Source organism: bacterium (assembly GCA_039961635.1).
In the GTDB taxonomy this organism is placed as follows: Bacteria; 4484-113; 4484-113; order JAGGVC01; family JAGGVC01; genus JABRWB01.
The window spans coordinates 1-11,575 of record JABRWB010000077.1 but is presented as its reverse complement, the minus strand read 5'-3'; the positions used below and the strand labels follow the sequence as shown (position 1 = coordinate 11,575).

The window sequence follows — 11,575 nt, the reverse complement described above, 5'->3', positions numbered from 1 at the left end:
CAATCCGCAAGTCCAAATTTCCGGGTGGAAGGGGCAACCGGAGAGATGCATGTCCAGATTTCGGGCTTTGATTTCCGCCTTGGCCGGTTTTTTCCGCGGCGGCGGCGGTCTCGGGTATTCAAGGCTGTCGTTTCTTTGCAGGCAGCTTTCGATTTTGATGTCCTCGGGACTGGACGCGCAGGCCGCGATGAGGCAGATCGCTGCGGTCGGCGCGGACGCGAAAATTTCCGCCGCCATCAAAGCCGCTTGCATCGAATTCGTACATTCCGGCTCGATTGGGCGGGCGATGATGAGGCGCTCAGACATTTTCCCGCGGCTCTTTGGGGCTTCATTACTTGTCGGCGAAATCACCGGGCGTCTTCCCGAGCGAATGGAGGAAGTTGCCCGGACTTACGATGAGCTAAACCGCAATCGGCGGCGCGCCCGAACGCAGGCGATTTATCCGGTTCTGGTCGCGACTATTGCGCTGGCGGTGGGAACATTCGGAATGATATGGGTTATTCCCCAGTTCGTCGTTCTGTACAGGGATTTTTCGGGCGGAATTTACATGCTGCCGCTATTAACAAGAATCGTAATCGCAATCAGCGACTGGATGGTCGCCGATTGGCCGGTGCTGTTCCTGCTTCCGGCGATTCACTTGATGTTGCTCAAATTCAGGGAATCGCGTCCGGGCAGATTTCTGATAGACCCGATATCGCTTCGGATTCCGCCGATCCGACGAATGGTTGCGGCAGCCGAAATGGCGCGTTTCACGCGCGCGATGGCGACATGCCTATCGGCCAGGGTACCGATTCTCGAAGCGATTGCGGCGGCAAAGGAGACGGTCGAAAACGTGATTTATCAGCGCGCGATCGGCAGGCTGCAAATTGAAGTTGCGCAGGGAACCAGCCTGTCTCACGCGATGAGGCTCGCGGGCAGATTCCCGGCGGTTGTCCGGAGGGCTGTCAAAATAGGCGAAGAAGCGGGAGACTTGGAATGCGCTTTTACAATGCTTGCCGATAACTGCGAGAAAGAAGCGCGGATAATGACGCTGAACCTGCGCAACCTTGTCGAACCAGGGGTGATTATCGCCGTCGGCGCTGTGGTGGCAACGGTAGTGATATCCCTCTACTTGCCGATGTTCAACCTTGTTGGTATCGAAAAATAGACCGCACGCAAGCGGAGCAATGTTTGTTTAAAGTCGAACTATTGGATGGCTAGTTCTTTCCCGAGGCTGCGGGCCTCTTGGCTTCCGACTTTGCGTGCGCGGCGCGGTCGCGGTCTCGTTCGGAGATCATTCTTCTAAGAATTTCATCCCAAAATGCTTTCCGCTCCGATCCAGATAAACAGGAAAGCTCTTCGTGAAGCTTCAGCGACGCTTTGCGCTTCATTTCGATGCAATCAAATCCCTTTATCTTCGCCATTTGTTTTCCCCTTCTACCCCCACTCCCGCGCGAACCGGACGCCCAGCTCCACGCCGACCTTGAACATGTCCTCGTCCACGTTGAATTTCGGGTGGTGGTGCGGCATCGTCGCGTCTTTCTCCGGATTCCTGCTGCCGAGGAAGACGAACGCCGCCGGAACCTGCCTCCCGAACAGGCTGAAGTCCTCGCCGCCCATCGAGGGCTCGGTGTCCACGACTTTCGCATCGCCAACTATACCCGCGGCGATCCTGCGCGCGAATCCGGCGACTTTCGGATCGTTTATCGTCGAGGGCAGTTTGACGATGTAGTTCACTTCCGCTTCCCCCCCCATGGATTTCGCTATCGCCGGCGGCATCTCCTCCACCTGCCTGCGTATCGCAGCCTCGGTTTCCGGCAGGAACGTGCGCACGGTGCCGCGCAGCACGACCTCCGGCGGGATGATGTTGAACGCGGTGCCGCCATGCACCTCGCAAATCGAAAGAACAGCCTTGTCCATCGGCGCCACGGTGCGGCTGACGATGGATTGCATCGCCGTGATTATCTGCGCGCTTATCACAATAGGGTCCACCGTCTGGTGCGGGTATGCCGCGTGCCCCCCCACCCCGCGCACGAATATTTCGAACTCGTCCACGCTGGCCATGCACGGCCCGTCGAGCACCGCCACCTCGCCCGCGGGCAGATTGTTCCAGATGTGCATCCCCAGCGCGACGTCGGGCACCGGCTCGTCGCGGAACAGCCCGTCCGCGATCATAAGCTTCGCGCCGTCGCGGCCCTCTTCGCCGGGCTGGAAGCAGAATTTGACGCGCCCGCGCGAAAGCCCCTCGTTTTTCAGCACCTGCGCGATCCCCATCAGCATCGCCATGTGCGTGTCGTGGCCGCACGCGTGCATGCATCCCGGGTTCTGCGACTTGTACTGTATGTCGTTTTCCTCTTCGACGGGCAGCGCGTCCATGTCCGCGCGCAGCATCACCGTCGGCCCGGGCTTGCCGCTGTCCAGCAGCCCGACGACGCCCGTCCCGGCGTACACCTTGAACGGAATTCCAAGCGCCGACAGGTGCGCCTGCACCTTTTCGCTCGTGCGGAATTCGAGCATCCCGATTTCCGGATGCATGTGGAAGTCGCGCCGCCACTCGATAACCTTCGGCTCGATTTCAAGCACCGCCTTGGAAACTCTAACGCCGGAAACGCACATTGGAACCACCTCGACTGGAATTAAGCCGGGAGATTATAGAACATCGGTTTCGCCGCGGATTCGCGCGGATTTTCACGGATTTAAGGCAAGCATTCGACCTGTTTCTTTGAATCTACTGCTAAAATGCGCCGATGCAGGAAGTGGATTTGAAATTGAGTGAAAGCACAAGCAAGTTCCTTTACAAGGCGCTCGGAAATCAAATTCTGCGCGTGTTTTACGACGTGTACAACGAACTGGGGCAAGGATTCCTTGAATCCGTTTATCAAAATGCAATGGCTATTGCGCTGAGAGATGCAGGTCTTTTCATCGAATCACAGTGTCCGATACCGGTGTATTTTCGGGAACAGTTGGTCGGGGACTTCCGTGCGGATATCGTGGTCGAGAAGAAGGTGATTTTGGAATTGAAGACTGGTAAGGCGATTGACAAATCCTGCGAGGCGCAGATAATGAACTATCTTCGCGCCACGAAGATCCAAGTCGGCTATGTTCTGAATTTCGGCCCGGAGCCAACCTTCAAGCGGCTTGTGTATTCAAATGAACGCAAGAAGCTGCCGGGCTTCGATATGGCGTCAGACAATTCCTAGGTATGTTATCCCGTAATCCAATCCCCATCCGCGGGCATCCGCGCAAATCCGCGGCCTTCCATGCATCCTTACGCGCCGCGGGGCTATAATCTCCGCGTCTTTATTCCATTTCCGGAGAGCGCCCGATGGCCCTTCTAATCGTTCTCAACCGCCGGCCCGGCGACGGCACCGACGTCGCCTGGAACGCCGCCCGCATTGCAAACAAAGCCCAGGAGATGGGGATGCCCACCCGCGTTTTCCTGATGAACGACGGCGTATGGATCGCGCATGGCGACCTTGCCGCGGCCGGAGACGAGGCGCACGGGTTCCTGCGGGAGGCGCTAGGACGGGGCGCGGAGCTGCGGGCGTGCGGGACATGTCTCGACCGCGCGGGCATTCCGCACGACAAAATCATCCCCGAAGCGCAGGTAAGCACGCTGCCCGACCTCGTGCGGTGGATCGCCGGCTCGGACAGGATACTGACGTTTTGAATTCGGGACTCAGCGAGACGCATAAAGGGCGCGGCATTTACGCCGCAAATTTGAATTCCCGCCGCGAACCAAATCCCATTTCCGAAGTCCAATTGCACGTCTTCCAACGCAATCGTCAAATATTTACGCGAAGCGTCAAATTCTGCAAAACCGGTTGCGGGATCGTTTTGCGAAGCCATGCTCGTTTCGGCGCTCCTGCCGGTCCTTTTGTATGAACTTCGCTGGGTCTTCGAGGGGGCGGCCAGCCGGCAGGAGGAGATTGCCGAGGGGACTTTTATTGAATACAACATTCCCGCGCTGACGTCACACGCAGTTTACTATGTCATCGCCGTTGCCTTGATTGCCATAGTTGCTCTGGCACTCTGTGCGATTCTCGGCGCATGGCTCGGCTCGCGGCGGAAGCCGTGGGAGAAGGTTGGTTGTCCCGCGCGATGGATGTGAATATTTGTTGCGCAGTATCACTGGATAATGCGCATTGGATCAACGTCCAGCAAACAAGTCCTGTAATACTTTAGCAAGGCGACCGATAAACTCGCCGGCTAATCCACCTCTATCAGCACCGCGTCGCCCTGGCCGCTGCCGCTGCAGATGCAGGCGACGCCCTTGCCGCCGCCCCGGCGCCTCAGCTCGAAGGCGAGCGTCATGATTATCCGCGCGCCGCTCATGCCGATGGGATGGCCCAGCGCGATCGCGCCGCCGTTAACGTTCACCCTGTCCTCGTTCCATTCGAGGATCTTCCCGCAAGCCAGCACCACCGCGGCGAATGCCTCGTTGCACTCCCATAGGTCGATCGAGTCCACCTTCAATCCGGCCTTGTCCAGCAACTTCTTTGCCGCGTATGCCGGCGCAATCGGGAACTGATATGGCTCCATCGCGACGTGGTCGTGCGCGATTATCGTGGCCAGCGGCTTCTTTCCCATTTCCGCAGCTTTCTCCTCGCTCACGAGAATCATCGCGCCGCCCGCGTCGTTGACACCGGGCGCGTTGCCGGCGGTTATCAGGTTGTCGGCGCCGAACGGGCTTTTAAGCTTCTCCATCGCCTCAAGGGTCGCGCCGAAACGCGGAAACTCGTCCTGCTTGAATTCGAGCGGCTCGCCCTTGCCCTGTGGAACCGGAAACGGGACGATTTCCTCCGCGAATATTCCCTCTTTGATCGCGGCTTCCGCGCGGTTCTGGCTGCGGACGGCGAAGGCGTCCATTTCCTTGCGCGTTATTCCGTATTCTTTCGCGATTTTATCGCCATGGCTGGCCATATGCACGTGATCGAATGCGCACCACAGTCCGTCGTGGATCATCGCGTCGACCATTTTGGAATCGAACATACGTTTGCCCCAGCGCAGATCGAAGCTGTAGTACGGGAGCTGGCTCATTGATTCCATCCCGCCCGCTATGACGAACTCCTTTTCGCCCGCCCGTATCAGAACCTCTCCCAATGTGACCGCGCGCATCCCGCTGGCGCAAACCTTGTTGATGGTCATCGAAGGCGTCGAGCTGTCGAGTCCGGCCTTGAGCGCGGCCTGGCGCGACGGGATCTGGCCCGCGCCGCCCTGGCACACCATGCCCATAATGACGTCGTCCACGACGCCCTTCTCCGGGATTTCATGGCGTTTGAGCAGCTCGCGGATCGCGGCGGCTCCGAGGTCGACAGCGGGGATGTCCTTAAGCGTGCCTCCGTACTTGCCGATGGCGGTGCGCACGGCATCGAGAATGACGACTGACATGGCGGCTTCCTCCTGGCCTTGAATAGGCGCGCGAAGTATACACCGCGAAAGCAATTCAGTTCACAAGCGCGGCGAGGCAAAAGGGGAAACGCTGGCTTTGTACGACTTTCACAAAATCCCGGCAAGCAGGTCAGGCAAGCACTTCGTTTCGTGCGCCGAGTTCCGCGGCCTGCTCTTCGCGCAACGCTTCGAGCGTGCCGGAAAGCGCCTGCTCTACGGCGATTGCCGCTCCCGCTCCCGCGATAGCGGAGACCTGGATTACAAAATCCGCTCCCGCCTTGTAAAGCTCGGCCGCCTGAGACGGGCTTTCCGCGGTCAAAATCACCTGCGCTTCAGGGCACAAGCTGCGCACGAGCGACAGCAGGTTCTTGTTCGTCGTCCCTTTGAGGATCGAGTCCGGCACAGAGCAAAGGACAACCTTCGCGCCCTCGACATGCGCATGGTGCAGCGTGTCTATGTTGGAAATGTCGCCGTAAACGCAGTAAACGCCCATTTTTTCAAGCTTTTTGCGCACGACCGGGTTGAAGTCCACCACTTTTATCTGCTCAATTAAATCCTGGTGCTTGCGGAAGACCTCATCCATAAACGCGCTCGCGATCCGGAAAAATCCGAGAATTAGAATCGGATGTTCCTTGTGCCGGTGCTCGTCTTCCAGCGCCTTGCCGATGTCCTTCACTCCAAGTTTCAGCAAAAGCCGCCGCCAGAAATCCTGGAGCGGATGGCTGTACGTCACAAGATAAGTAGACGCCACGGCTAACACCGAGAAAACCCATATGATGTAAGTCAGCGATTCCTGCGAAACGTGCTCGTATCCTATGCCGATGGCGACGATCACGAGCGCGAACTCGCTTACTTGGCTCAGGTTGATCGTCGGCAAAAGCGATGTGCGGTGGCCCGCCCGCAGCGTCTGCAGCACCGCGAAAACTCCGAACGCCCGGATTACCAACGCGACGAATACGATGACGAGCGATACGAGAAGAACCGACGGTGTCGGCATCGGGATCTGCATTCCGAGCGCGACGAAAAACAGCGTGATGAAAAAGTCGCGGATGCTTACGACCTTGGCGATCACGTCCAGGTTGTACGGAAACGTTGCGAGCGAGACGCCTGCGATCAGCGCGCCCATTTCCATCGAAAGCCCTACGAACGGATGCGCGGCCACTAGCGCTACTAGGAAGCACCAGCCAAGCGACAGCACGAGAAGCAATTCCGGAATCTTGGCGACGACGTGGAAAATCACCGGCAGCACCCAGCGGGAAATCGCGAGCGCCAGCGCCACGAGCAATCCGCCTTTTGCGAACGTCAGCAGGATCGACAGGATTTTGGGATCGGCCAGGTTCGGCTGGATCGCGAGGACGATGATCGCCCAAATGTCCTGGAAGACGAGGATGCCGACGGTTATGCGGCCGGGCAGCGTGTCCAGCTCCATCTTGTCGTAAAGCAGCTTGACGACGATCATCGTGCTGCTGATGGATATCGCGATCGCGGTGTATAGCAGAGCGTAATTGCCCTCGCCGAAGCTCAGTCCGAAAAGTGTAAGCCCCTTGAGGATTGCCCAGCCCATCGCAACGCAGATCGGGAATTGCAGGACTCCGGGGACGATGACGAGCCGGCCCGCTGCGAGCATCTTTTTCAAATCTATTTCGAGGCCGATCATGAACAGAAGCAGAATCAATCCGATTTCGGATATCGTTACGATTTCGGTGTGGTCGGTGATCATCCCGATCCCGATCGGCCCGATCGCGACGCCCGCAAGGATGTAGCCGAGCATCGCGGGCTGCTTTAGCACTTTCATAATCAGGCCGAGCAGGCTTGCAGCGACCATCGCGAGCGCGATGTTGAGGATGACGCTGTGGCCTCCGCCTTCGCCGCCCTCCGAGGACGACGCGAGCAGAAGCGGTAAAAGGGGCAGGGCGAGCAAAATCCAGCGCGCATACCGCGCGCCGTTCGAAATCGGCAACCTCAGGGCGTCCCGGCTTGAGTGCATGTCTTTCTCCATTTTGAAAGGCGCGTCGATTCTACCTGCGGTCATGCGGAGTGTCAAACCGCGGGAAGTGGACAAAAGCGATGAACGGCGTTTCAATAGGCGATTGCTGCGGCTGCCCTGCAACTAAAAGCCGGTTGTATAATTCTCCCGTGCGCGCAGACGGCGAAAACGGCGGACTGAACGGCCATGTTTCGAGCGGAGAAGGCCACGCGTTGCGCGTCCTAGTATCGGGCAGAGTGCAGGGCGTTTTCTTCCGGGCGTTCACGCAGGAGGAGGCCCGGCGGCTGGGTGTCCGCGGCTGGGTGCGCAATCTCTCCGACGGGCGCGTCGAGGCGCACATCGAGCATAAGGACCGCGGCGTCCTGGACGCGATGCTTGCGCGGCTGAGAGAGGGGCCGCCTCAAGTTGAAAGCATGAGCCCGGGTGCCAGGGTGGACGAAGTGGAGGCTTGGGCCGCAAAGTGGGAGGGATTCGGGGATTTCGAGATAAGGGGAGGGTGGTAAATCCGGCGCGCTTATTTGACGAAAAGCCGGACATACTTGTCGTATGGCAGGATATCGTGAATATACGCCACTTCAGATGTGATTTGCACAATAGCGTGGAGGTTTTCCCTCAGAAGGTACCGCCACGTTTCCGGTCCGAAAACACGGTCGAGCTTTGGCTCTCGGCGCAGTTTGCTGTTTAGCCAATAGCGCTTCCCGGCCCAAGCCGAAAGCTCGCCAAGCAAATAACTTTTCGGAAGAAGCTTACCCTTTTCGACGTCATCGCAGAGCTCCGGATCGGCATAATGCGAGACCGCCAGGTATTGAGGTAAAGGCTGCATCTTGAATTGTCTATTTGGTTCTGCCCAGCTTGACAAGCAATTCCTCAAACCGTTTTGTAGATCTCTTGTACCTTGGATCATTCGCCAACTGCTCAGCTACGAAATCCTCGAACTCCGGGGACAGCGACGGCTCGGCGACGAGCCGTTTGATCACATCTTCCTTGTCGGTCTTGTTCAGCGCCTTGATGAAACCGGGCTGCGCCAGAAGATTACGAAGCTTCGCTTCGGACATAGTTTTGATTGCGCCCCTGTAATCCGGCCTGTCCGCGGTTGCCGGCTTGCGGCCGCCGTTCGAACGCGGCTTGGCTTCCGGCTTGGAAACTCCGGACGAAATGGCATCGGCTTTGGAAGGCGGTTTCATATCGTGCCTCAAGCGAGATTATACCCGCAAGTTGCCTTGACTGTGAATTGACGAATGGCCTACCGGGAAAACGGGATTTCGATCTGGTAAAATGGAAGTGTGGAAATCAAGTTCGAATGGGCTTTGGATTCTCTTGCAGAAAGCAGGCGCGTCCTTCATATAAACGAGGCTGAGCGCAAGCACAAATACTGGTGCCCGGATTGCAAAGGGGAGATGTTTCCAAGGATGGGAGATGATCGCGCCCATCACTTCGCCCACTTTGCAGCTTTTGGTCATTCAGGTGAGTCGCAGATTCACGCAGCGGCTAAGGAGCGGGTTGCGCAAGTAATAAGGGATTGGAAAAACGGGAAATGCGTAGCGCCGCGAGTTGAAAGCAGGCTATGCGATGCTTCAGAGTTGTTTTCCATGGATCCCGCAAAATATGAAGTTCGGATAGAGTGGCCATTCGGCGAAAACCGCAGGGCCGATGCGATGATATTTCAGGATTCTAAACCGCTATTGGGAGTTGAGGTTTTGCAAAGCCATGTTGTTGAACAGGACAAAGCCAATGATTATGATATGGCTGAGATTTCTTGGATTGAAGTAAGGGCTGAGTCAATCTTGGCTAATCCACTTATTTGGAAAGATATCAGAACCGCGCTTAAGGAAGAAAGCCATAAAAATGCTACAAAGGAAATTCAGGAATCGCCAAGGATATTATTGGTTAAAAGGACGCTTGCACGTCAACCCATTCAATCACCTAGCTCAAGTGAACAAGATCCGATGTGGTTACGTATAGTTAAAGGATTCGCTTGGGGAATAGGAGCAGTTGCTGTGTTGGCCGCTATGAACTCATTATTCCCAGAAAATAAACCTGGTGGAAAGCGAAAAGGATATAGGTTTCGATAGTGTCCCATCAGCTGTACAACTCACATCGAATCGCCCAGTCGTTCTTTAAGCTTGATCGATAGCTTGGTGTAAATCACAGGTCAATCTGGAAGGGACATGCGCAATTTATTCTAGAGTTCAATTGTATTAGTCTTGGTTATACCCTTGCCCCTGTATTCAAGCCACAGATCATCTGCTGTTCGCCTTTTGAGTTCAGCCTGTAAGCGCAAAACGGCCTTTTGGGAATAAAGCTTATGGCGTGTTTTGCCAATAACGATTTCCTTGAAACACTCCAAATCTTCCTGCAGCTTCAGCAGTTTCACAATGGCGTGAGTTTTGTTGGGGCTTACTCCTATCCGGCGGCTTACCTCCATTAGGCCAAATTGGTAATAGCTGGTTTCATTAACGCGTCGCACCGCCACCGGAGTAGCTCCAGGTTCGCCATTTGGAACTAAGGTGATAGGGAACCCATCCTTTTTTACAATTCGCAGGTCAAGTGATGGGCCATAGCCGTTTGAAGATAATTCCAAAGTAGCCACACCGGGAAATAGCTGTTGCCACCTTTTGCCTCTGGCGAGCTCGTTGCCAAGCTTACGCAGTTCGCTCTCTGCAGGTTGCACATATTCGCCTTGAATGCTGGCCTCCATAACCGCAAGCGCGCGAAGCTTTGCAACCGCTTCTAGGTGATGGCGCGATTTGGGCCGCAGAAGCCGCTTAATCTGATCAGCTTCCTGGTCAAACACGGCCGACAAATCGCTTGGTGGTGTTGTAGACAATGGTAAAACGCGCTCAGGCAGATTTGCCAGAAAGTTTCGGCCAAATACCCTTTCATAGATTGCCCGAAATACCGACAATCCCGCTTGGCAGTAGATGTACAGCTGCTGCTCCGATAAATCCAAAAGGTGATGTTGCGACGCATCGCGAAGCGAGTTAATAGTGCGAATTGTTTGTGCTTGTCCGTCATCAAGGAATTTCAAACTGGCTTCAGAATACGATTTGGCAATGCACTTCTCCATTCCGACCGTCTGCTTCGCTCGTGGTTCTCTTATCCGTCCCCCTTTGTGAAGTATTGCGGCCTTCAAAAGCATTTCAAACGAGTGATCCAAGAGGATAAGCACGGCCTCCGTTCTGCCTAAATCCGACGGCCTATTGAAATGCTCGACGCTCAGCACCAATGCGCTTTCGGCTTTTCTCAATAAGAGCTTTGCTTCCTTTTTCATTTTGCTTTCCTATATTTGCTCTCCGAATGCGAATTCAGTTTGCGTAATCTCGGATGCAAGAATATACAGGAATTGGTTTAACTGATCCTGAAGAAATGTTTCAATAAAAGGTCCATATGGCCCCTTAGCCAAAGCAGAAAATGTTGAAGGTCGGTATCTTGTAACCGAGCTTAGAAAATATGCCGTAGCGTAAATAGAGGCAAGCTGGGGCAAGACGCTATTTGCCTCACCTGCAGGTGACAGGTATAAGTAATACTTGCGGTATGGCGGAACCGATATAACGGATTGCCAAATAAACGGTTTAAGTCTGTTAACTGTGTCCTGAAGGATGTCGGATGGATAGCCTGTATATCGATCAGCAGTTTTCTGTTCAACGGCCCAATCGTCGCCGTCATCTTTGTCTGTTTTGACAAGCTCGAAAGTATCAGAGAGACGTGTGCCGTTTAAAAGCTTAGCTACAGTGTCTGTACATCTAGTCAAATCTCCCCTCGAAAACCCCAGTTTCAACCAAATATGGTGATCATTTTCGTTGTGCATTATCCGGATTTGTTTAAGCGGAACGAATCTTTCCAACGTGCCTGATGCTGACATCCACAGACGATGCCCAATTAACACTTGGGGCAAAAGATGCGCAATATGAATAGTCGTTTCGGCAGTAATATGCTGGTGCCCCAGAAAGGCACAAAAATCGTCAAATGCATTAAGTGAGGTCGCTGATGATGGAAAGGCCTTCATTGTCAGGGCGACTATAGACGTTTGCCCGGAAGGATTTTTCTCCTTCAAACCATGATATGCGGAATCATACGAAGTACGCATATTTCGGCACAATATGGCCGACTTGGCAAGATGTACTACTAACCATCTTGTCTAACGCTCTTTTGGAATTCGTTAATGGTGTCGATCGGGCGTTTTCCCATGTTGCGGTAGCCATGATGTGGACGCTCGTT

13 protein-coding genes and 1 pseudogene are annotated in these 11,575 nt (G+C 55.1%); 6 read left to right on the top strand and 8 right to left on the bottom strand.

The features are described 5' to 3' along the window. The first annotated feature begins 49 nt into the window (after positions 1 to 49). Positions 50 to 1,147: a type II secretion system F family protein gene (locus HRF49_10935; GenBank protein ID MEP0815160.1), complete on the top strand. Its 1,098-nt coding sequence runs from the start codon at positions 50 to 52 to the stop codon at positions 1,145 to 1,147. Positions 1,148 to 1,196: 49 nt separating this feature from the next. Here the strand turns inward: HRF49_10935 and HRF49_10930 are convergent, their stop codons facing one another. Together HRF49_10930 and HRF49_10925 are read right to left on the bottom strand one after the other, a co-directional pair. Then, positions 1,197 to 1,403 carry a hypothetical protein gene (locus HRF49_10930; GenBank protein ID MEP0815159.1) on the bottom strand — a complete coding sequence of 69 codons (207 nt, stop codon included), beginning with the start codon at positions 1,401 to 1,403 and terminating at the stop codon, positions 1,197 to 1,199. A gap of 13 nt (positions 1,404 to 1,416) precedes the next feature. Next, a complete protein-coding gene (locus tag HRF49_10925; GenBank protein MEP0815158.1) occupies positions 1,417 to 2,595 on the bottom strand; it encodes an amidohydrolase in 1,179 nt (392 codons plus the stop codon). Positions 2,596 to 2,726: 131 nt separating this feature from the next. Between HRF49_10925 and HRF49_10920 the strand changes: the two genes are divergently transcribed. From HRF49_10920 to HRF49_10910, 3 genes are all read left to right on the top strand, one after another. Next, a complete protein-coding gene (locus tag HRF49_10920; protein ID MEP0815157.1) occupies positions 2,727 to 3,179 on the top strand; it encodes a GxxExxY protein in 453 nt (150 codons plus the stop codon). A 125-nt stretch (positions 3,180 to 3,304) separates the two neighbouring features. Beyond that, positions 3,305 to 3,649, top strand: coding sequence for a DsrE family protein (locus tag HRF49_10915; protein MEP0815156.1), 345 nt, complete (start codon positions 3,305 to 3,307; stop codon positions 3,647 to 3,649). 177 nt (positions 3,650 to 3,826) lie between these two features. Next, positions 3,827 to 4,090, top strand: coding sequence for a hypothetical protein (locus HRF49_10910; protein MEP0815155.1), 264 nt, complete (start codon positions 3,827 to 3,829; stop codon positions 4,088 to 4,090). A 98-nt stretch (positions 4,091 to 4,188) separates the two neighbouring features. On the opposite strand, the gene HRF49_10905 is transcribed toward HRF49_10910, so the two are convergent. After that, positions 4,189 to 5,370, bottom strand: a complete 1,182-nt coding sequence (locus HRF49_10905; protein MEP0815154.1) for an acetyl-CoA C-acetyltransferase — start codon at positions 5,368 to 5,370, stop codon at positions 4,189 to 4,191. A gap of 130 nt (positions 5,371 to 5,500) precedes the next feature. Beyond that, positions 5,501 to 7,402: a cation:proton antiporter gene (locus HRF49_10900; GenBank protein ID MEP0815153.1), complete on the bottom strand. Its 1,902-nt coding sequence runs from the start codon at positions 7,400 to 7,402 to the stop codon at positions 5,501 to 5,503. Positions 7,403 to 7,437: 35 nt separating this feature from the next. Here HRF49_10900 and HRF49_10895 point away from each other — a divergent pair, with 35 nt between their 5' ends. Beyond that, complete coding sequence (locus HRF49_10895; protein MEP0815152.1) at positions 7,438 to 7,860, top strand: acylphosphatase; 423 nt, start codon at positions 7,438 to 7,440, stop codon at positions 7,858 to 7,860. Between the two features lie 11 nt (positions 7,861 to 7,871). On the opposite strand, the gene HRF49_10890 is transcribed toward HRF49_10895, so the two are convergent. After that, complete coding sequence (locus HRF49_10890) at positions 7,872 to 8,180, bottom strand: hypothetical protein (protein ID MEP0815151.1); 309 nt, start codon at positions 8,178 to 8,180, stop codon at positions 7,872 to 7,874. Positions 8,181 to 8,190: 10 nt separating this feature from the next. Continuing rightward, the gene (locus tag HRF49_10885) at positions 8,191 to 8,541 is read right to left on the bottom strand and encodes a hypothetical protein (protein MEP0815150.1); all 351 of its coding nucleotides are present in this window, start codon (positions 8,539 to 8,541) and stop codon (positions 8,191 to 8,193) included. A 99-nt stretch (positions 8,542 to 8,640) separates the two neighbouring features. On the opposite strand from HRF49_10885, the gene HRF49_10880 reads away from it, so the two are divergent. After that, positions 8,641 to 9,429, top strand: coding sequence for a hypothetical protein (locus HRF49_10880; protein MEP0815149.1), 789 nt, complete (start codon positions 8,641 to 8,643; stop codon positions 9,427 to 9,429). Positions 9,430 to 9,539: 110 nt separating this feature from the next. Here the strand turns inward: HRF49_10880 and HRF49_10875 are convergent, their stop codons facing one another. Together HRF49_10875 and HRF49_10870 are read right to left on the bottom strand one after the other, a co-directional pair. Further along, positions 9,540 to 10,628 (bottom strand): hypothetical protein, encoded by a 1,089-nt coding sequence (locus HRF49_10875; GenBank protein MEP0815148.1) that lies wholly within the window; start codon positions 10,626 to 10,628, stop codon positions 9,540 to 9,542. Between the two features lie 9 nt (positions 10,629 to 10,637). Further along, positions 10,638 to 11,480 (bottom strand): annotated as a pseudogene (locus tag HRF49_10870) (hypothetical protein). Between the last annotated feature and the right edge of the window lie 95 nt (positions 11,481 to 11,575).